This is a genomic window from Polycladospora coralii (assembly GCF_014773435.2).
GTDB lineage: Bacteria > Bacillota > Bacilli > Thermoactinomycetales > Thermoactinomycetaceae > Polycladospora > Polycladospora coralii.
In genome coordinates, this window is record NZ_JACXAG020000007.1 from 54175 (window position 1) to 73999 (window position 19825).

Here is a 19825-nt window from a genome sequence, read left to right on the forward strand (position 1 = left end):
GAAAAGCATGGGTATTAAAAGTTATAAGCCGATAACACCTTCCCGCCGTCATATGACGTCATCTTCTTTTGAAGAGATTACAACAAGTACTCCGGAGAAGTCTTTAACGGTTAACTTGACCAAAAAGTCAGGACGTAACAACCAAGGTCGTCTGACTGTACGTCATCAAGGTGGAGGTCATAAGCGTAAGTATCGTATTATCGACTTTAAACGGAATAAAGATGGAATTCCAGGTAAAGTAGCAACGATTGAATACGATCCAAATCGCTCGGCTAACATCGCTCTAATTCACTATGCTGACGGTGAAAAGCGTTATATTTTAGCACCGAAAGATTTAAAAGTAGGAATGATGATCGAATCTGGTCCTGAATCGGATATCAAGGTAGGGAATGCATTACCACTTCGTAATATTCCTGTGGGTTCCGTCATTCACAACATCGAGCTTAAAAAAGGTCGCGGTGGACAATTAGTTCGTGCTGCGGGTACTTCTGCTCAATTGCTTGGTAAAGAGGGGAACTATGCGATCATTCGTCTAACTTCTGGCGAAACACGTATGATTCACATTGAATGCCGTGCAACAATCGGGCAAGTAGGTAACTTAGATCATGAATTGATCAACATTGGTAAAGCTGGTCGTTCTCGCTGGTTAGGTAAGCGCCCAACGGTTCGTGGATCTGTTATGAACCCAGTAGATCACCCACACGGCGGTGGTGAAGGACGTGCGCCAATCGGACGTAAATCACCTATGACACCATGGGGTAAACCTACGCTTGGTTATAAAACACGTAAGAAAAACAAAGCGTCCAGCAAATATATTGTACGTGGACGTAAGAAGAAGTAAAGTAGCATAAAAATATCGGGTTTGAAGGGAGGTCACATTTATGGGTCGCAGCTTAAAAAAAGGGCCATTTGCAGACGATCATTTGCTAAAAAAGGTTGCTGTGCTTAATGAAAAAGACGAAAAGCGCGTGATTAAAACTTGGTCACGTCGTTCTACGATCTTCCCTGATTTCGTTGGACACACCATCGCAGTTCACGATGGACGTAAACACGTACCAGTCTATGTTCAAGAAGATATGGTTGGTCATAAGTTAGGTGAGTTTGTGCCTACTCGTTCATTCCGTGGTCATGCTGGTGATGACAAGAAAACGAAAAGAAAGTAATGTAAGGTTAGGTTTTCGAGAGAGGAGGTACACACATGCAAGCAAAAGCCGTTGCGCGTAACGTGCGCATAGCGCCCCGTAAGGTACGGTTGGTCATCGATTTAATTCGTGGTAAATCCACAGAAGAAGCATTGGCTATCTTACGTTTTACTCCTCGTGCTGCCTCGCCGGTGATTGAAAAAGCTTTACTATCTGCAATTGCAAACGCAGGTCATAATCATGAGTTGGATGTAAATAACTTGGTTGTGAAGGAAGCTTACGCAAATGAGGGAGCGACGATGAAACGTTTTATCCCTCGTGCTATGGGTCGTGCGAGCCGCATTAACAAACGTACCAGCCACATTACAGTGGTTGTTGCTGAAAAATAGGATAATTTTTAAGGAGGTGCAAAAGCTTGGGTCAAAAGATTAATCCAGTAGGTCTTCGTGTAGGTGTCATTCGTGACTGGGAATCCAAATGGTTTGGTGGAAGAGATTACGCTACACTATTACATGAAGACATTAAGATTCGTGAGTTTATTCAAAAGAAGTTAAAAGATGCTTCTGTATCGACGATTGAAATTGAAAGAGCTGCTAATCGTGTGAATATCACACTTCATACAGCGAAACCTGGTATGGTTATTGGTAAAGGTGGTAGCGAAGTTGAAGCACTTCGTAAAGCTTTAACAAGCCTTACTGATAAGAAAGTACACATCAACATTTTGGAAATTAAAAAACCTGAGCTTGATGCCAATCTTGTAGCCGAACAGATTGCACAACAATTAGAGCGTCGTGTTTCTTTCCGTCGTGCAATGAAACAATCCATTCAACGCACATTACGTTCTGGTGCGAAAGGGATTAAAACTCAAGTTAGTGGTCGTTTAGGTGGAGCGGATATCGCGCGTAGTGAAGGGTATAGCGAAGGAACAGTACCACTTCATACACTTCGTGCAGACATCGACTATGGCTTTGCTGAAGCTGATACTACTTTTGGTAAAATCGGTGTTAAAGTTTGGATCTATCGTGGAGAAGTTCTTCCTACGAAGAATAATCAGGGAGAAACTAAAGGAGGCGAGTAACACATGCTAATCCCAAAACGTGTGAAATATCGCCGTCAACATCGTCCGAAACTAACCGGCCGCGCGAAAGGCGGAACCGAAGTAGCTTTTGGTGAATACGGTCTTCAAGCAACAGAACCTGCTTGGATTACCAACCGTCAGATTGAAGCAGCGCGTATTGCGATGACTCGTTATATCAAACGTGGCGGTAAAGTCTGGATTAAAATTTTTCCAGATCGACCAATTACGCAAAAGCCGCTCGAAGTTCGGATGGGTAGCGGTAAAGGCTCTCCAGAAAAATGGATAGCTGTAGTAAAACCAGGTAAAATCATGTTTGAACTAGCAGGTGTTCCAGAAGATGTAGCGCGTGAAGCGATGAGACTTGCTGCTATGAAATTACCAATCAAAACAAAATTTGTTAAACGTGAAGCAGGTGGTAACGAATGAAGGCACAACAGCTAATCGAGTTGACCACCGCCGAGATCGAGCAAAAGCTCGCACAGTACAAAGAAGAACTGTTTAACCTCCGTTTTCAATCGGCAACTGGACAATTGGAAAATCCAGCCCGAATCGGACAAGTTCGTAAAAATATCGCACGTTGTAAAACAACTTTACGCGAGCGCGAGCTTGGTATTGAAAGGAGGAAACAGGGATGAACGAGCGTACAACACGCCGTAAGGTACGTGTCGGCAAAGTGGTCAGTGATAAAATGGATAAAACGATCGTCGTCGCTGTCGAAACCTACAAAAAAGATTCTTTGTATGGTAAGCGCGTCAAGTATACAAAGAAATTTAAAGCCCATGATGAAGAAAATAAAGCTAAAGCAGGCGATATTGTTCGTATCATGGAAGTGCGTCCGCTATCGAAAGATAAGCGTTTCCGCTTAGTAGAAATTGTTGAAGAAGCAGTTATTATTTAGATGAATTTCCGTGAAATATACGGGAAGGAGGGAAACCGATGATTCAACCTCAAACTCGTCTTCGTGTAGCGGATAATTCCGGCGCGAAAGAAATCATGTGTATCCGTGTCTTAGGAGGATCAAAGCGATCTTCTGCGGGTATTGGTGACATTATTGTTGCTTCTGTCAAGCAAGCAACACCCGGTGGCGTTGTCAAGAAAGGTGAAGTTGTTCGCTGCGTAATCGTACGTACTGTGCGTACAACCAGACGCCCAGACGGTTCTTACATTCGCTTTGATGAAAATGCTGCTGTTGTGATTAAGGATGATAAAACACCACGTGGAACCCGTATTTTCGGACCGGTAGCCCGTGAACTACGTGATCGTGATTTTATGAAAATCATCTCACTCGCACCAGAAGTGCTATAAATGAGTAAGTTTACGCTTCAGAAAGTAAGGAGGTGCAGAGCATGTCCAAAAAACCGAACAAAGTTCACATCAAAACTGGAGATACTGTGCTAGTGATGCGTGGGAAGGAAGCTCCACATTTTGATGAAAAAGGCAAAAAGGTATATACCAAAGGCCGCGTAATTAAAGTTTTAGCAAAAGAGAACCGCGCACTTGTTGAGGGAGTAAATATGGTGGATAAGCATGCGCGTCCATCTCAAGCAAACCCACAAGGCGGGATTATCAAAAAAGAAGCTCCGATTCAGCTTTCAAACTTGATGATCGAAGACCCTAAAACAAAACAACCGACACGTGTTGGTTATAAGTTTGTTGAAGGTAAAAACGGTCAACAGAAAAAAGTTCGTTTTGCTAAGAAATCCGGAGAGATTCTTGATAAGTAGTATGATTGATGAAAGGAGGTTCACACCTAATGGCAGTACGGTTGAAAGAGCAATATAAAGATGTTGTAGCTCCTGCTTTAATGAAAAAGTTTAGCTACAAATCACCTATGCAATTACCTAAAATTGAGAAGATCGTAATCAATATGGGTGTTGGTGAAGCAGTTCAAAACGCTAAGGTATTAGATAATGCAGTGGAAGATTTGACAGCAATCAGTGGCCAAAAACCTATTATTACGAAAGCGAAAAAGTCTATTGCTGGATTTAAGCTTCGTGAAGGAATGCCGATTGGTGTTAAAGTTACGCTTCGTGGAGAACGCATGTATCACTTCTTAGATAAGTTGATCAATGTAGCGCTTCCTCGCGTACGTGACTTCCGCGGAATATCAGCGAAAGCATTTGATGGACGTGGGAACTACACTTTAGGTCTAAAAGAGCAGTTGATCTTCCCAGAGATCGAGTATGATAAAGTTGACAAAGTTCGTGGTATGGATGTTGTAATCGTAACATCTGCGAACACAGATGAAGAAGCGCGTGAATTACTAACGAATTTGGGTATGCCTTTTCGTAAGTAGTCATTAAAATACCAAGTAAAGGAGGGAATCCGTTGGCCAAAAAGTCGATGGTTGTGAAATCGAAACGCAAACCAAAGTTCAGTTCGCGGGTCCAAAGTCGTTGCGAACATTGCGGTCGACCTCACTCCGTATATCGTAAGTTTAAATTATGTCGTATTTGCCTCAGAGAATTTGCTCACAAGGGACAGATTCCAGGCTTAAAGAAAGCAAGTTGGTAAAGAGATCAGGAAGGAGGGTTTTGTATGGTGATGACAGACCCAATCGCGGATATGTTAACACAAATTCGTAATGCGAACATGGTACGCAAAGAGAGTCTAGAACTCCCTGCTTCAAGAATGAAACGTGAAATCGCTGAAATCTTAAAGCGTGAAGGTTTTATTCGCGACGCTGAGTTTGTTGAAGATAACAAACAAGGAAGACTTCGTATCTTCTTAAAATATGGTTCTAGCAATGAAAAAGTAATTACGAACTTAAAGCGTATTAGTAAACCAGGTCTACGTGTATATGCTAATTCTACAGAAGTCCCTCGCGTTTTACGTGGCTTAGGAATTGCGATTTTATCTACCAATAAAGGGTTATTGACAGATAAAGAAGCACGTCAACAAAAAGTGGGCGGAGAAGTATTAGCGTACGTCTGGTAATCGTTTGATAGGACGGAGGTGAACGGAATGTCTCGTATCGGGAAAAAGCCGATTGCAGTACCGGCTGGTGTAGAAGTTAAAATTGAAGGTAGTAACGTTACGGTTAAAGGGCCAAAAGGAACTTTAAGTCGTGAATTTCATTCCGATATTGCGATTAAGTTAGAAGAGAATCATGTAATCGTTGAACGTCCAAGTGACCATCGTGCACATCGTTCTTTACATGGTACAACAGCTAGCTTGATTGCCAATATGGTTGAAGGTGTAACCAATGGTTATGCAAAAACCCTTGAACTCGTTGGTGTTGGGTACCGTGCTAAGCAAAAAGGTAGCGGCCTTGAGCTAAGCTTAGGATATTCACATCCAGTTAATATCGATGCGGTTGAAGGGATTACGTTTGAAGTGCCTTCTACTACACAAATTATTGTTCGCGGGATTGATAAAGAAATAGTAGGTCAAGAAGCGGCAAAAATTCGTGCACATCGTGAACCTGAACCTTACAAAGGTAAAGGGATTCGTTACAGCGATGAACGTGTTCGTCGTAAAGAAGGTAAAACTGGTAAATAGTCGAGTAGCTTGACTAGAAAGGAGTGAATGAGACCGTGTTGCAAAAAGCGGATCGCAATAAAAAGCGTAAAAAACGTCACTTGCGTGTACGTAAAAAAATTGCAGGAACTACGATGCGTCCTCGTTTGAGCGTATTTCGTTCTTCCAAAAATATTTACGTACAATTGATTGATGATACGACCGGTACTACTTTGGCTGCTGCTTCTACCATTGATTCAGCATTGAAAGATAAAGAACAAAGTGGAGCAACGGTTGAAGCAGCACGTACAGTGGGTGCTTTAGTAGCAGAACGTGCACTTGAAAAAGGCGTAAAAGAAGTTGTGTTTGACCGAGGTGGCTATATCTATCATGGTCGCATTAAAGCTTTGGCTGAAGGTGCAAGGGAAGGAGGTCTAGACTTTTGAGCAAAGAAAACAAGCGTAAGCGTGATGCCGCTCAATCTGAGTTTATCGATAAAGTTGTAAACATTAACCGTGTATCAAAAGTGGTTAAGGGTGGACGTAACTTTAGCTTTAGTGCTTTGGTTGTAGTCGGAGATGGAAAAGGTAGAGTTGGAGCTGGGATCGGTAAAGCGACAGAGGTACCAGAAGCGATACGTAAAGGTATGGAAGCTGCGAAAAAGAATTTGATTACGGTTCCGTTATCAGGAAACACAATTCCACACGAAATTATTGGTCATTTTGGCGCAGGGGAAGTCTTGTTGAAACCTGCTTCAAAGGGTACTGGTGTAATTGCTGGTGGACCTGTTCGTGATGTATTAACAGTTGCTGGTGTCGGTGATATTTTGACGAAATCAACCGGTTCTAACAACCCAATTAACATGGTAAGAGCTACACTTGAAGGGCTTAAGAACTTAAAGCGTCCTGAAGATGTAGCAAAACTTCGCGGTAAAACCGTAGAAGAATTGCTAGGATAGGAGGGATGACCGTGGCAAAGAAATTGGCTATTACCTTTACAGGGAGCATGATTGGCCGTCCGGAAACGCAACGTGTCACCCTGCGCACACTGGGTCTCCGTAAGAGGGAACAGACTGTTACTCACAATGACAATCCAGCCATTCGTGGTATGGTAAAAAAAGTTAGCCACCTTGTTGAGGTAAAAGAAATTAACGAATAGGTGCTAGATTGAACGAAGAGGAGGTGCGATGAATGAAACTTCACGAGTTAAAACCAGCCGCTGGCTCTCGCCATAAGAGAAAACGTCTTGGACGCGGTATATCAGCTGGTCAAGGGAAAACTGCGGGACGTGGGCATAAAGGACAAAATGCACGTTCTGGTGGTGGTGTACGCCCAGGTTTTGAAGGTGGACAAAATCCAATCTACAAACGTCTTCCAAAGCGTGGCTTCAATAACATGAATCGCGTCGAATACGCTATTATTAACATGGATATTTTGAACCGTTTTGAAGATAATACCGAAGTTACACCGGAACTTCTTCTAGAAAAAGGAATTGTGAAGAACTTAAAAGATGGCTTAAAAGTACTTGGTAATGGTGATCTTACGACTAAAGTTACAGTTAAGGCACATAAATTCTCACAATCAGCGCAAGAGAAAATTACCGCCGCTGGTGGATCGACGGAGGTAATCTAATGTTAAGAAACCTAGGCAACATTTTTAAGGTAGAAGATCTTCGTCGTCGCATTATTTTCACTCTGTTAATGTTGGTTGTATTTCGGATTGCTGCACATGTACCAGTACCAAATACAAATGCGGATATATTGAGAGCCATGATGCAACAAACAGAAGGTGTTTTTAACCTGATCAATGCTTTTTCAGGTGGAGCATTTTCTAACTTCTCAATTGTTGCGATGGGAATTATGCCTTATATTACGGCATCGATTATTGTGCAACTATTGACGATGGATGTAATTCCCGCTTTTGCTCGTTGGGCGAAAGAAGGAGAAGTCGGACGGCGAAAGCTGGCTCAGTTTACACGCTACTTTACAATTGGGTTAGCTATTATTCAATCTATCGGGTTGTCAATCGGTTTCAGTAGAACAGCACCAGGGTTTGTAGTAAATGAAACCTTTTGGGGCTTTGCATTAATTTCGTTAACATTAACAGCAGGTACAGCTTTCCTCATGTGGATTGGGGAGCAAATTACAGATCAAGGAATTGGGAACGGAATATCGATTTTGATTTTTGCGGGAATCATTTCAGCTATTCCTTCTACATCAACGCAGATCTATGCTACTTGGTTTAAAGACGATAGCCAGATTTTCTTAGGCATTTTGAAAGTGGCTATTCTCTTGTTAGTTGTTCTGGCCATTATTATTGCCGTTATTTATGTTCAACAAGGGGTTCGCAAGATTCCAGTTCAGTATGCGAAGCGTGTTGTTGGTCGGAAAATGTATGGTGGTCAATCTACGCATATTCCATTTAAAGTAAATGCTGCGGGTGTTATTCCAGTCATCTTTGCTCTTTCACTGCTATTGTTTCCACGTACGATTGCAAACTTCTGGGCTGGAAAAAGTGCGATAGCAGACTGGATCATCACGAATATTGATTACACCACGTTTGGACTTGGTATGGTGATGTATGTGGTATTAATTATAGGATTTACCTATTTTTATACCTTCGTACAACTAAATCCAGTTCAGTTAGCGGATCAGATGAAGAAAAATGGTGGCTTTGTGCCAGGGATTCGTCCAGGGAAACACACGGCAACCTATTTGACTCGTGTTTTGAATCGCTTAACCTTAACGGGTGCATTGTTCTTAGCAGCGATATCCATTTTTCCGGTGTTCTTGATTAGCTTTTCTGGCTTACCACAAGCTGTGCAAATCGGTGGAACTTCCTTACTCATCGTTGTAGGGGTAGCACTTGAAACCATGAAAACAATTGAGTCTCAGCTTATTAAACGCCATTACAAAGGCTTTATGAATAAGTAAGTATGGTAGTTGCCCCGGGAAAAGCGAATTTCCGGGGATCATGCATGAGAGTGCCGGTATTTAAATAACCGGGAGGAATCGACTTGAATATTGTTCTAATGGGTTTGCCTGGAGCTGGTAAAGGCACACAGGCTTCACATATTGTAGATGCATTTCACATTCCACATATCTCTACTGGGGATATGTTTCGGGCAGCAGTTAAAAACGAAACCAAACTTGGATTAGAAGCGAAATCTTTTATGGATCAAGGTCAACTGGTTCCAGATCATGTAACCAATGGGATTGTACGCGAACGTCTAAGTGAGGATGATTGTGAAAAAGGTTTTTTATTGGATGGTTTTCCCCGTACTGTACCGCAAGCTGAAGCGCTTGATAAACTAACGCTTGACTTGGAACGTACGCTAGATATGGTGATTTACATTGAAGTGAAGGAAGAGGAGTTGATTAAGCGACTAACTGGCAGACGTATTTGTCAGGAGTGTGGTGCAGCTTATCACGTCATATTTGCTCCTCCGAAAGTCGCAGATCAGTGTGATCGCTGTGATGGAAAGCTATATCAACGCGAAGATGATAAACGTGAAACAGTTTCCAAACGCTTAAAGGTCAATCTGGATCAAACTGAGAAACTACTTGCTTATTACGAGCAAAAAGGGATCTTGAAACGGATTGACGGTGAGCAATCGATTGAAACGGTTTCTGAACGTATTTTGTCACTATTAAGAGGGTTAGGCGTATGATCATACTCAAGTCGAATAATGAACTTGAGCGTATGAGAGAAGCGGGTCGAATTGTAGCTTTAACGCATCAAGAGCTCAAAAAATGGATTGAACCGGGCATTACCACTCGTGAAGTGGATCATGTAGCGGAACGCTTTATTCGTAAGCTCGGTGCGAAATCTTCTTTTAAAGGGTATAATGGTTTCTCAGGAAGCATATGTACATCTGTAAATGAAGTACTTGTGCACGGTATTCCAGGGAAACGCATCTTAAATGAAGGTGATATTTTTACGATAGACATTGGTGCTTTCTACTTGGGGTATCATGGTGATTCAGCTTGGACCTATCCGGTTGGTAAGATTTCATCTGAAGCGCAGCGCTTACTTGATGTAACTGAAGCATCTTTGTATGCAGGGCTCAAACAAGCAAAGCCGAATGCTAGACTAGGCGATGTTTCGGCCGCAGTGCAAAAAGTTGCGGAAGATGAAGGCTTTTCGATTGTTCGTGAGTATTCGGGTCACGGAATCGGTCAAAACTTACATGAAGATCCTAGTATTCCGAATTACGGTCCTGCTGGCAAAGGGATTCGCCTGAAAAAGGGTATGACACTTGCCATTGAACCTATGGTGAATATGGGGAGTAGGCATGTAAAAACCTTGAGCGATAACTGGACAGTTGTCACGGTAGATGGGAATCTGAGTGCACACTTTGAACATACCATTGCGATTACGGACGAAGGTCATGAGGTATTGACGATTGTTTAGTGCAGGTGAAGGGTGATGAATGTGACAGATGTGGATAATCGACCGCGTCTTGGGCAGATTGTTCGCGTGAAACGTGGGCGAGATGTAGGGATGTATGCGATTGTCATTGGACGAGATGACCCGCATTTTGTTCTGATAGCGGATGGAGATCAACGTAAATACGATCGTCCTAAGAAAAAGAACATTAAGCATATCCAAGTAACCCGTGCAGTAAACCAAGAAGTGGCTGACGTATTACGTGTTGCTGGTCGAGTGAATAACGCCAAGTTACGGTACGCCCTGAATCAATACCTGCTCAAGATGAAACAGTCTGAGCAGAAAGGAGAATAAGCCAATGTCAAAAGAAGATATGATTGAACTTGAAGGGGTCATTAAAGAGCCACTGCCGAACGGATTGTTTAAAGTTGAACTTGAAAACGGCCATGAGGTTTTAGCACATATATCGGGTAAGATTCGGATGCACTTTATCAAAATCTTGACTGGGGATCGTGTAACTGTTCAGCTTACCCCTTATGATTTAACTCGTGGACGGATTACGTATCGGTATAAGTAGAGAAGGTCCCTTGATGTAAATGAGGCGACTGGATAGACAGGAGGTAACCGAGATGAAAGTAAGACCGTCGGTTAAGCCCATTTGCGAAAAATGCAAGGTGATTCGTCGCAAAGGGGCTGTAATGGTAATCTGCGAAAATCCAAAGCACAAACAAAAACAAGGTTAATGACGGGAGGTGTAATGAATGGCACGTATTGAAGGTGTTGACTTACCACGTGACAAGCGTATTGAGATCGCCCTAACCTATATTTTTGGTATTGGTCGTGCGCAAGCGAAGAAAGTGCTTGCTGAAACGGGTGTAAATCCAGATACGCGTGTACGTGATCTAACAGAAGACGAAGTAGCGAAGTTACGTAGCTACATCGATAAAAACTTGATGGTAGAAGGTGACCTTCGTCGTGATACCGCTCTTAATATTAAGCGATTGATTGAGATCAATAGCTATCGCGGTATTCGTCATCGTCGTGGACTACCAGTTCGTGGACAAAGCTCAAAAACAAATGCGCGTACCCGTAAAGGTCCTCGCAAAAGCGTAGCGAATAAGAAAAAATAAGTGAAGTAAGGAGGGAAAACAGTGGCAAAACGCAAAGTTACTACACGTGTAAAACGTCGTGCTAAAAAGAACATTGAGTCTGGTGTGGTACACATCCGCTCTACTTTTAATAACACCATTATTACAATTACAGACCCACGCGGCAATGCGATTGCATGGGCGAGTTCTGGAACAATGGGCTTTAAAGGTAGCCGTAAAAGCACGCCATTTGCTGCACAAATGGCAGCTGAAGTAGCAGCTAAGACTGCGATGGATAATGGAATGAAAACCGTCGAAGTCATGGTGAAGGGGCCAGGTGCTGGTCGTGAAGCAGCTATTCGTTCACTCCAAGCTGTAGGTTTAGAAGTAAGTCTAATTAAAGACATTACACCTATTCCTCATAATGGTTGTCGTCCACCAAAACGTCGTCGTGTTTAATGGTTTTACAGTCCGTGGTTTATTAAAGGAGAAGTTTGTGTATACTGGATAGGACTAGTTTTACACAACACCTGTTCACTTATGGTGAATAAAACGCCCGGAACGCGACGTTCTGAAGGAGGGTTTGTGAGCCGTATGATAGAAATCGAGAAGCCGAAGATTGAAGCTGTCGAAATCCGTGAAGATCATCGTTATGGGAAGTTTGTAGTGGAACCGCTTGAACGCGGGTACGGCACTACCCTTGGCAACTCGCTGCGCCGTATCCTGCTTTCGTCCTTGCCAGGCGCGGCAGTTACAACGATACAGATTGATGGGGTATTGCATGAGTTCTCTACTATTCCCGGCGTAGTTGAAGATACGACCGAATTGATTCTAAATATCAAAAAGCTAGCACTTAAAATTCATTCTGATGAAGAAAAAGTGTTAGAAATTGATGTTGAGGGTGGCGGCAGTGTGACTGCCGGTGATATTCGTGCGGATAGTGATGTAGAAGTGCTCAATCCAGAGTTACACATTGCAACACTTGCTGAGGGATCAAGTTTTCGGATGCGTATGACAGCAAATCGTGGTCGTGGTTATGTCGTTGCGGATAAGAATAAAAGCGATGATCTACCGATTGGTGTAATTCCAATTGATTCAATTTATACGCCAATTGAGCGTGTCAATTATCAAGTTGAAAATACACGAGTCGGACAAGTTACGAACTATGATAAGCTAACGCTAGAAGTATGGTCTAATGGAAGCTTGCAACCTGATGAATCAGTAAGTCTAGGAGCTAAGATTTTAAATGAACATCTGATGCTTTTTGTTGGACTTACGGATGAAGCACGCGATGTGGAAATTATGGTTGAAAAAGAAGAAGACAAAAAAGAGAAAGTTATGGAGATGACCATTGAAGAACTAGATCTCTCCGTTCGTTCTTATAATTGTCTAAAACGTGCAGGTATTAATACCGTTCAAGAGTTAACACAGAAGTCAGAAGAAGACATGATGAAAGTGCGTAACCTCGGACGGAAATCGTTAGAGGAAGTACAAGAGAAGCTGGAAGAACTTGAACTTTCTCTGCGAAACGAAGAATAATTCGTTATGAGGGGGAGGGAAATCAATGGCATACGCTAAACTAGGTAAGGATAGCTCAGCGCGTAAAGCGATGTTTCGTGATCTAGCGACTGATTTGATTATCAATGAGCGCATCCAAACAACGGAAAAGAAGGCAAAAGAACTTCGTTCCATCATCGATAAGCTAATCACTTTAGGAAAACGTGGAGATTTACATGCACGTCGCCAAGCAGCAGCGTTCGTACGGACTACCCGTTCTAACACAGTAAAAAATGGTGAGGAAGTTACCCATAACAAACAAATCGATGCAGTGAAAAAATTGTTTGAAGAAATCGCTCCTCGTTATGAAGAACGTAATGGTGGGTATACAAGAATTCTAAAAATAGGGCCTCGTAAAGGTGACGGAGCTCCAATGGTTTTCATTGAGCTCGTAAAATGACCAATGCTCAAAAGTTGAAGGGTTAGGGCAGGATCCTACCGGTCCTGACACGACCCTTTTTTCTTTTTATAAATAAAAGGGTTGGTTCGCTCTCTAAGCCTTTAGCAAGGCTTGCCAATCGGCAAGTTTTCTTTAGACGCACTTTGTGCGCTTTGAAAGTGTGTGTGCAATCATTGACTAAAATTAAACTTGACATACAATATGACGGTACTGAATTTGCCGGGTTTCAACGCCAACCTGGGCAACGCACTGTGCAAGGGGCTTTAGAAAAGGCACTTTCTAAGATTACCCATGAAAGCATTACGGTATTTGCCTCAGGTCGTACAGATGCTGGAGTTCATGCTTTAGGGCAGGTGTGCCACTTTGAAACCGATGCACCGATTCCAGCGGAGAAGTACACGTATGTATTACGTCGCTTTTTGCCCATTGATATTGTGGTTACGAAGGGAAGCATTGCAGAACCTTCGTTTCACGCTCAATTTAGTGCTCGCTGGAAAAGATACTGTTATCAGATAGATCTTGCTCGCATTCCGAATCTTTTAGAACGAAGGTTTCGTGCACATGTTCCACAAAAGCTTAATGTTGACAACATGATGGAAGCAACAAAGTATTTTGAGGGTACACACGATTTCACCTCCTTTTGCTCAGTAAAAACGGTTGTAGAAAATCGTGTACGGACAATTTATCGTTGTCGTGTTATACCAACTGAGCTTGGTTTAACCATCGAAGTAGTTGGAAACGGGTTTCTATATAATATGGTACGCATCATGACAGGTACTTTAGTCGGAGTAGGAAGAGGACGATTTCAGCCGCAGGAGATCCAACGAATGATTGCAGCTCGGGATCGACAAGCAGCAGGTCCTACTTTTTCTCCACACGGGCTGTTCTTAATGGATGTAGGATATAAGCCATGGTCAGATATGCAAATTGCTGATTTTGGAAGTGAGTGAGCAGATTGACAGTGGCGAACGAATAGGATAAAATTAAAAACGGTATTTTCCACATACGCCCCGGTGGAAATCATGATCGGCGCAAAATATGGCCTAGAATGGATAAGAACAACCGTTTTGGATTAAGGAGGGATTTTCATGCGAACAACGTTTATGGCTAAGCCACTTGAAATAGAGCGCAAATGGTACGTAGTAGATGCAAAAGGTAAAACTTTAGGTCGTCTCGCTACTGAAGTTGCTACTTTATTACGTGGTAAACATAAGCCTCAGTTTACACCGCATGTTGACACAGGTGATTTCGTTGTGATTATTAACGCAGCTGAAATCGAGTTAACAGGTAAAAAGCTTGATCAAAAAATGTACTATCGTCACACAGGGTATCCAGGTGGACTTCGTTCCATCAATGCGAGAGACCTTCGTGAAAAACGCCCTGAGCGTATGCTCGAACTCGCGGTAAAAGGTATGCTTCCAAAAGGTAGCCTAGGCCGTCAACAATTGAAAAAGTTAAAAGTGTATGCTGGATCTGAACATCCACATAGTGCACAACAACCTATCGAATACAATCTTCGTGGATAAAAAAGGAGGTAATCGATTATGGCAGCAGTTCAGTTTTATGGAACCGGACGCCGTAAGGAATCGGTAGCTCGCGTACGCCTTGTTGCTGGCGATGGCCGCGTAGTGATCAATGGTCGTAGCATTGATGAGTACTTCGGTCTTGAAACGCTAAAAGCGATTGTAAGACAACCGCTTGTGCTTACTGATACAACAGATCGCTACGATGTGTTAGTGACAGTCAATGGTGGAGGTTATACCGGACAAGCAGGAGCAATTCGTCATGGTATTGCTCGTGCCCTCCTCAAAGTAGATGGAGAGCTTCGTTCTTCCCTTAAAAAAGCTGGTTTCCTAACACGTGACTCCCGTATGAAAGAACGTAAAAAATACGGTCTTAAAGCGGCTCGTCGTGCACCACAGTTCTCAAAACGTTAGTATATATTCTCTCAAACCCAACCTTCATGCGTTGGGTTTTTTATTTTTTGAGCTACTGAATCAGGTGGAGTAGAATCGTTATCTGATTCTCCGAAGTTTTAGCCCTGGCTAAGACGAGCTCATGCAAGTGGAGGCGTGGAGAAGTGCTTTAACTGGACGGGGTGAACAACTGTACAAGTGTATACGTTATAGATCCCGTTCACTCTCTGCATATTTTTTTAAGTAAAGCAATCTAGTGGATAAAAATTGACGCATATAGTTCGCCAAATATACGTGATCAAAGATGTCTCCTAGTATACCCATGGGAGAATTGTAATCAAAGATATCGATTACTTTCGTAGCAGATTGACAATCCACAAAAAAATGTTCATGCTTGAACCTTTTAAATGGGCCTTCAACCATCTCATCTACAAAATAGTAAGGGTAAACAAATTGTGTGATTTTTGAGGTTAAAGAAAACGGGACTCCTAAATGTACAGCTTCCCATGTAACAGTTTCATTGAGATTAATGAGACCAGAAGTTACACCACTAACCGCTTTTTCCTTTGTATGGGCTGTGGATTGCATATGAAGATCAATGTTACGTGACAAATCAAAACAAATTTGGATGGAGGCATGTATGTTTTCTTCAATTCTAATGATGGGCATGGTAACGATCCTACTTTCTATCATATGATTCGTTAAGTTACGAAGCTTGTCTAAGCAAATTAGGTATGTTCATTAAACCTTGAGATACGCACAATGATGTAAATTAATATCACTTATTATCAATATTTTGGATTAATTTTACCACAACAAAAAGAACCCATTATGTAAAATCATAATGGGTTTAAGTTTTGGCTTTTAGTGTTTAGCAGTGCTGTAGGCTCTTTTAAACAATTTAATCACCAAAAGAATTATGATGGATGTGACTAGAGATATTGCGGCATATGGGATAACGAGTATGATATTTCCCCAATCAAAACTCACCATACTCTCAATGAGGATGTAAGTAACGATGCTTGTTACAATTACGCCTACCCAAATTCGCTTTGTGAATATTTGTGCGAACATACCAATGAAGATCGCAAGGATAGGGGCGTAAATAAAGTGAAAGTTTATCAGAAATCCGGTATCGATAGGCCCAAACCATTCTTCAAAAATATTCACCACACCCTTAAATAAAGTAATTTATTGTACAGAAGTAATATTTAGTAACCCATTTTTATTGATTTGCATAGACTCCAGCTCTAGGGTCTTGGGATCTAAGAGGTGCAGAAATCCATTGAGATCCGTTATGGCAACTTTATCGTGATATTGAATCAAATCATAAAGATCACCAATACGCGTATTCTCTATCTTTTTGATTTCTTTCGTTTTTAAATTAATGATTGATAAATGATTATTAGGTTCTATTTGGATTCCATTTTCGTCAAAATGAAGCACAACGGCGTAGTCTCCGATAATGATTCCATCCCATACATAAGAATCTAAATTTACAATTGGAGTTGTCTTACCTGTATTCAAATTTAATTCGACTAATTGGTTGCTAGGGCCGAAATCCCAGTGTGTATATAAACCGTAAGTTTGACTCGATTTTAATACTTTTGGTGCTCTGGCTTGGTATTGTTTAAAAATTGGCCTCCATTTGAGATGGTTAAGATCAACTTCATAAACATTTGAGCTATTCTTCTTATCACCGAAAGTAGATATATAAGCTTTATCATCATAAATAATAATTGATCTAAAATCACCATATACTTTCTGTTTCAGTACAAAATCTTCTTTAGCTAAATCATAGACTGTCCACTCGCCTTGAATATCTCCTTTGGAATCCGTGTGAATTACATCACTGTTTAATACTACATAATTTTTAGTAGAATCAGCAAAGTGTGCAGGTGGTACTTCATACTTGTTTATATCACTAGATCTAATCTCATAGAGATAATAATTTGATGCAGCCTTTGTCGTTAGTACGATGGAGTTTCGTTTATCGTTATATTTCATTTCCGATATGAAGGTATTTTTTTTGAAAATACTTTGTACTTTTTTGGTCTGAGGGTTTACAATGAATACCTCATCTCCACCTGAAACGATAATATCACCTTGTGTCCATTGAAAATCTTGACTGCAACCGGATAAGATGATTAACAAACAAAAAAAGAATAAAACATATTTGTTTAATTGCTTTTTCATTTTAACCCTACTTTATTAATGAATAATGAGCACCACTCCCCCATAGTTAATTTATGGGAGAATGATGTGGTTCGTTCACTAACTAGAAATTCACAAATTTAGAAACATCACTATCATAGTATATATCATCAGGTAACACTAAGAATCCACCATCTCTATCAATATCAACACCATGACCATGTATTCCGGCCCAAGGTAGTTTAGAGCAGTACCATCTATAAGACACCGTTTTTGCATGTCTGAGACTATACGGTTCACCTAGTTGTGCGACGGCATATCTAGTAGCGCTAGCTCTTTCTGAAGCTGTTAGACTCGGAATCCATGAACCAAATATCTCAGGATACCTGTCGTTCCACTCCGTTTGATACTCCCAGATCACCCCTGGTGAGGGTTGTGCAGTTATTAATCTTTTTTTATCGTTATCCCACATTCCAGTATGGCGAAAAGTGCCATAGTCAAATGAATTCCCACTCGTTCCTGGCTTAGCAAATGCAATATCCCCCCAGCCGAAATAATGCCATTTAGCGCTTCCAGCAATTCTTTGAGGTACTTTTTCAACATCACCTAAAGGATCATTTTTTCTATCGAGATTGATATAATCCTCATAGCTATTTGGAACTGGTCTTGTATCTTTAGATAATTCAATATTCTTGGCTTCAAACTCTCTTGATAATTGTTCTTTTATAGAATCAAGTTTTTTTGCTTCATTTTTTTCGGCCTCTGTTAAAGGGAATTCATTCTCGATTTTACTTAGTTCATTTTTAACTTCTTCTTGGAATTTTTTAAATTCTTCTTCGGTAGGTTCTCCCACATTACTTATTGGAGTTTCACCATCTTTCGGGGGTGGGAAGGTAATGGGGTCATTTGCATAGGCAATATTTGATACTGTTGACAGGGAAAATGCCAATAGAAATGTCAAAATCAATTTTTTATATTGTATCATGTTATCAACTCCTTTTGGAAATGTAAAAACAAACTGACAATTTCAATATATATATATATATTGAAATTGTCAAGAAAAAATAAATAGTATTTAAAGTACAGTTTAAAAGTGTTGACTAGGATTTATAGGGTAAACACTAAGAAAAAGCGAATTTTCGACTAAGTTATGAGTCATCAAACAACAAAGCAACTGCGGTAGTCTTATAATCCGAGCTGATATACATATTGGAGATTAAGGGGACATATGATCTCTGATCTAGTAATTGAAACATTACAAGGTACAACGGGGTTTCTTTCTTTACAATCTTGTCCATGCTAGTAGAAAGAATACGAGTGTGAGAGGTTGTGAAGGAGATGTTTACTTTGGTTGAGATTGAGCATTTACGACTGTCGAGGAGGATTTCAGAGCGACAAAGTTTATTAACGTCTTTTCCCTATGATGAGGCTGAGCTTGATTTGATGCAGATGGTTTTACCAGTCATGCGAGATTGGTCAGATACGCGTAAGTTACGGATGTTGGAACTTTTTTACCGATTGATGTTTGAAATGTATGTATATGGATTTGCTGAGAGAAAGCGGATCCCGATACATCGTCAATATTTGGTTCCAAGGCATACCTGGTTAGATGTGTATCAACTTTACTATGAGGAAACATGTACCCTGATTTGCTCTGAAATCACAGCTGAGTTTGATGTGTCAGCATGGCTCGAGCCTGAGCATAGAGCGGTGTGGCACAGCTTATTTGACCGCTCCAGTTATGTGTGGTTTGTAAAGGGCGCACAAAGTAAATCGTAGCATAATCGCAGAACCTGTCCCATATATATTTAGTCAGTAGTGTCGATTAACCAACATAGATGCCAATCGACACGCCTGATACTTAGTAAATAGGTACGGAGAGTGGGCGAAGCGATGAGAGTAAAACGGATAACCCAAAAAACAATGATAATAAGCTTATCGTTCATTGCTATATTACTATTAACCATGACGCCTGTTTCGCAGTGGTTATGGGAGAAACAAAATCAAGATACATGGACGATGCCTTTTTCTGGTAAATTTATTATTATAGACCCCGGTCACGGTGGCGTAGATGGTGGTGCAGTGAGCCGTGCTGGCTTGGTTGAGAAAGAAGTTACATTAAAAATTGCGCAATATTTACGGGATTATCTGCAAGAAGCAGGTGCATACGTCGTGATGACACGAGAGGAAGATAAAGATTTGGCTGATCCAGATACCAAACGGATTAGTAGACGCAAAGCGGAAGACTTGATGAAGCGTGTCCGTCTCATTAAACAGAAGAACGCGGATGCATTGATCACGATCCATTTGAATGCCTTTCCCTCTAGCCGCTATCACGGAGCACAAACATTTTATAACCCTAAGCATGAAGAGAATAAGAAGCTAGCAGAGCTTATACAATCAGAACTAATTGAAAACCTAGAAAACACAGACCGGATAGCCAAACAGAAAAGCGACATTTATATCTTAAAATCATCAGATGTCCCCACGGTACTTGTGGAAGCAGGTTTCTTATCTAATCCTGACGAGGCCGCGCTCCTCGCTACAGATAGCTATCAAAAAAAAGTAGCTGCATCGATTTATACCGGACTGATCAAATACTATACGGGAGAAGAGCCGACTGAGAAGTAAAAATGAAAACAA

Annotated in this window: 35 protein-coding genes; 32 read left to right on the forward strand and 3 right to left on the reverse strand. The window is 41.3% G+C overall.

Features of this window, described 5'->3' with window-relative positions:
• Nucleotides 1-7: 7 nt before the first annotated feature.
• The 30 genes from rplB (at nt 8) to rpsI (ending at nt 15049) form a co-directional block, all read left to right on the forward strand.
• On the forward strand, nt 8-841 hold the full coding sequence (gene rplB / locus IC619_RS13195; RefSeq protein WP_191140646.1) for a 50S ribosomal protein L2: 834 nt from the start codon (nt 8-10) through the stop codon (nt 839-841).
• 40 nt (nt 842-881) lie between these two features.
• The gene (gene rpsS, locus IC619_RS13200) at nt 882-1163 is read left to right on the forward strand and encodes a 30S ribosomal protein S19 (protein ID WP_191140645.1); all 282 of its coding nucleotides are present in this window, start codon (nt 882-884) and stop codon (nt 1161-1163) included.
• Between the two features lie 35 nt (nt 1164-1198).
• Nucleotides 1199-1531, forward strand: a complete 333-nt coding sequence (rplV, locus tag IC619_RS13205) for a 50S ribosomal protein L22 (RefSeq protein WP_191140644.1) — start codon at nt 1199-1201, stop codon at nt 1529-1531.
• Nucleotides 1532-1557: 26 nt separating this feature from the next.
• Entirely contained in the window at nt 1558-2220 is a 663-nt protein-coding gene (gene rpsC, locus IC619_RS13210) for a 30S ribosomal protein S3 (protein ID WP_191140643.1), read from the forward strand.
• Nucleotides 2221-2223: 3 nt separating this feature from the next.
• Complete coding sequence (gene rplP / locus IC619_RS13215; RefSeq protein ID WP_191140642.1) at nt 2224-2646, forward strand: 50S ribosomal protein L16; 423 nt, start codon at nt 2224-2226, stop codon at nt 2644-2646.
• On the forward strand, nt 2643-2855 hold the full coding sequence (gene rpmC / locus IC619_RS13220; protein WP_191140641.1) for a 50S ribosomal protein L29: 213 nt from the start codon (nt 2643-2645) through the stop codon (nt 2853-2855). The genes rplP and rpmC overlap by 4 nt, the downstream gene beginning before the upstream one ends.
• Complete coding sequence (gene rpsQ / locus IC619_RS13225; protein WP_191140640.1) at nt 2852-3118, forward strand: 30S ribosomal protein S17; 267 nt, start codon at nt 2852-2854, stop codon at nt 3116-3118. The genes rpmC and rpsQ overlap by 4 nt, the downstream gene beginning before the upstream one ends.
• A gap of 38 nt (nt 3119-3156) precedes the next feature.
• Nucleotides 3157-3525, forward strand: a complete 369-nt coding sequence (gene rplN / locus IC619_RS13230; protein ID WP_191140639.1) for a 50S ribosomal protein L14 — start codon at nt 3157-3159, stop codon at nt 3523-3525.
• Nucleotides 3526-3566: 41 nt separating this feature from the next.
• Nucleotides 3567-3944 (forward strand): 50S ribosomal protein L24, encoded by a 378-nt coding sequence (rplX, locus tag IC619_RS13235; RefSeq protein WP_191140638.1) that lies wholly within the window; start codon nt 3567-3569, stop codon nt 3942-3944.
• A 29-nt stretch (nt 3945-3973) separates the two neighbouring features.
• On the forward strand, nt 3974-4516 hold the full coding sequence (gene rplE, locus IC619_RS13240) for a 50S ribosomal protein L5 (protein WP_191140637.1): 543 nt from the start codon (nt 3974-3976) through the stop codon (nt 4514-4516).
• 32 nt (nt 4517-4548) lie between these two features.
• Nucleotides 4549-4734, forward strand: coding sequence for a type Z 30S ribosomal protein S14 (locus tag IC619_RS13245; protein WP_191140636.1), 186 nt, complete (start codon nt 4549-4551; stop codon nt 4732-4734).
• A gap of 24 nt (nt 4735-4758) precedes the next feature.
• A complete protein-coding gene (gene rpsH / locus IC619_RS13250) occupies nt 4759-5157 on the forward strand; it encodes a 30S ribosomal protein S8 (RefSeq protein WP_191140635.1) in 399 nt (132 codons plus the stop codon).
• 27 nt (nt 5158-5184) lie between these two features.
• Nucleotides 5185-5721, forward strand: coding sequence for a 50S ribosomal protein L6 (rplF, locus tag IC619_RS13255; protein ID WP_191140634.1), 537 nt, complete (start codon nt 5185-5187; stop codon nt 5719-5721).
• 35 nt (nt 5722-5756) lie between these two features.
• Entirely contained in the window at nt 5757-6125 is a 369-nt protein-coding gene (gene rplR / locus IC619_RS13260) for a 50S ribosomal protein L18 (protein ID WP_191140633.1), read from the forward strand.
• Nucleotides 6122-6637, forward strand: a complete 516-nt coding sequence (gene rpsE, locus IC619_RS13265) for a 30S ribosomal protein S5 (protein WP_191140632.1) — start codon at nt 6122-6124, stop codon at nt 6635-6637. The genes rplR and rpsE overlap by 4 nt, the downstream gene beginning before the upstream one ends.
• Before the next feature lie 5 nt (nt 6638-6642).
• Nucleotides 6643-6837: a 50S ribosomal protein L30 gene (gene rpmD / locus IC619_RS13270; RefSeq protein ID WP_213260924.1), complete on the forward strand. Its 195-nt coding sequence runs from the start codon at nt 6643-6645 to the stop codon at nt 6835-6837.
• 32 nt (nt 6838-6869) lie between these two features.
• Nucleotides 6870-7310: a 50S ribosomal protein L15 gene (gene rplO, locus IC619_RS13275; protein WP_191140630.1), complete on the forward strand. Its 441-nt coding sequence runs from the start codon at nt 6870-6872 to the stop codon at nt 7308-7310.
• Nucleotides 7310-8611: a preprotein translocase subunit SecY gene (gene secY / locus IC619_RS13280; RefSeq protein WP_191140629.1), complete on the forward strand. Its 1302-nt coding sequence runs from the start codon at nt 7310-7312 to the stop codon at nt 8609-8611. The genes rplO and secY overlap by 1 nt, the downstream gene beginning before the upstream one ends.
• Before the next feature lie 83 nt (nt 8612-8694).
• Complete coding sequence (locus tag IC619_RS13285) at nt 8695-9348, forward strand: adenylate kinase (protein WP_191140628.1); 654 nt, start codon at nt 8695-8697, stop codon at nt 9346-9348.
• Nucleotides 9345-10091: a type I methionyl aminopeptidase gene (gene map / locus IC619_RS13290; protein ID WP_191140627.1), complete on the forward strand. Its 747-nt coding sequence runs from the start codon at nt 9345-9347 to the stop codon at nt 10089-10091. Before IC619_RS13285 ends, map begins: the two co-directional genes overlap by 4 nt.
• Nucleotides 10092-10106: 15 nt before the next feature.
• Nucleotides 10107-10421, forward strand: coding sequence for a KOW domain-containing RNA-binding protein (locus tag IC619_RS13295; protein ID WP_191140626.1), 315 nt, complete (start codon nt 10107-10109; stop codon nt 10419-10421).
• A gap of 4 nt (nt 10422-10425) precedes the next feature.
• Complete coding sequence (infA, locus tag IC619_RS13300; RefSeq protein ID WP_191140625.1) at nt 10426-10644, forward strand: translation initiation factor IF-1; 219 nt, start codon at nt 10426-10428, stop codon at nt 10642-10644.
• Between the two features lie 52 nt (nt 10645-10696).
• The gene (gene rpmJ / locus IC619_RS13305) at nt 10697-10810 is read left to right on the forward strand and encodes a 50S ribosomal protein L36 (RefSeq protein WP_022738894.1); all 114 of its coding nucleotides are present in this window, start codon (nt 10697-10699) and stop codon (nt 10808-10810) included.
• An 18-nt stretch (nt 10811-10828) separates the two neighbouring features.
• A complete protein-coding gene (gene rpsM, locus IC619_RS13310) occupies nt 10829-11197 on the forward strand; it encodes a 30S ribosomal protein S13 (RefSeq protein ID WP_191140624.1) in 369 nt (122 codons plus the stop codon).
• Nucleotides 11198-11218: 21 nt separating this feature from the next.
• Nucleotides 11219-11614, forward strand: coding sequence for a 30S ribosomal protein S11 (rpsK, locus tag IC619_RS13315; RefSeq protein WP_191140623.1), 396 nt, complete (start codon nt 11219-11221; stop codon nt 11612-11614).
• A gap of 135 nt (nt 11615-11749) precedes the next feature.
• Entirely contained in the window at nt 11750-12694 is a 945-nt protein-coding gene (locus IC619_RS13320) for a DNA-directed RNA polymerase subunit alpha (RefSeq protein ID WP_191140706.1), read from the forward strand.
• A 25-nt stretch (nt 12695-12719) separates the two neighbouring features.
• Nucleotides 12720-13112, forward strand: coding sequence for a 50S ribosomal protein L17 (gene rplQ / locus IC619_RS13325; protein ID WP_191140622.1), 393 nt, complete (start codon nt 12720-12722; stop codon nt 13110-13112).
• A 173-nt stretch (nt 13113-13285) separates the two neighbouring features.
• A complete protein-coding gene (truA, locus tag IC619_RS13330) occupies nt 13286-14062 on the forward strand; it encodes a tRNA pseudouridine(38-40) synthase TruA (protein ID WP_191140621.1) in 777 nt (258 codons plus the stop codon).
• 138 nt (nt 14063-14200) lie between these two features.
• Entirely contained in the window at nt 14201-14638 is a 438-nt protein-coding gene (gene rplM / locus IC619_RS13335) for a 50S ribosomal protein L13 (protein WP_191140620.1), read from the forward strand.
• Between the two features lie 18 nt (nt 14639-14656).
• On the forward strand, nt 14657-15049 hold the full coding sequence (gene rpsI, locus IC619_RS13340) for a 30S ribosomal protein S9 (RefSeq protein ID WP_191140619.1): 393 nt from the start codon (nt 14657-14659) through the stop codon (nt 15047-15049).
• A gap of 186 nt (nt 15050-15235) precedes the next feature.
• On the opposite strand, the gene IC619_RS13345 is transcribed toward rpsI, so the two are convergent.
• The 3 genes from IC619_RS13345 to IC619_RS13355 all read right to left on the reverse strand — a co-directional run bounded on the left by IC619_RS13345 (nt 15236) and on the right by IC619_RS13355 (nt 18167).
• Nucleotides 15236-15697: an SRPBCC family protein gene (locus tag IC619_RS13345; protein WP_191140618.1), complete on the reverse strand. Its 462-nt coding sequence runs from the start codon at nt 15695-15697 to the stop codon at nt 15236-15238.
• A 522-nt stretch (nt 15698-16219) separates the two neighbouring features.
• Nucleotides 16220-17224, reverse strand: a complete 1005-nt coding sequence (locus IC619_RS13350) for a hypothetical protein (RefSeq protein WP_191140617.1) — start codon at nt 17222-17224, stop codon at nt 16220-16222.
• 82 nt (nt 17225-17306) lie between these two features.
• Nucleotides 17307-18167, reverse strand: a complete 861-nt coding sequence (locus tag IC619_RS13355) for a hypothetical protein (protein ID WP_191140616.1) — start codon at nt 18165-18167, stop codon at nt 17307-17309.
• A gap of 362 nt (nt 18168-18529) precedes the next feature.
• On the opposite strand from IC619_RS13355, the gene IC619_RS13360 reads away from it, so the two are divergent.
• Both IC619_RS13360 and cwlD read left to right on the forward strand, forming a co-directional pair.
• Nucleotides 18530-18961 carry a hypothetical protein gene (locus IC619_RS13360; protein ID WP_191140615.1) on the forward strand — a complete coding sequence of 144 codons (432 nt, stop codon included), beginning with the start codon at nt 18530-18532 and terminating at the stop codon, nt 18959-18961.
• Between the two features lie 114 nt (nt 18962-19075).
• The gene (gene cwlD / locus IC619_RS13365) at nt 19076-19813 is read left to right on the forward strand and encodes an N-acetylmuramoyl-L-alanine amidase CwlD (protein ID WP_249669864.1); all 738 of its coding nucleotides are present in this window, start codon (nt 19076-19078) and stop codon (nt 19811-19813) included.
• Nucleotides 19814-19825 lie beyond the last annotated feature (12 nt).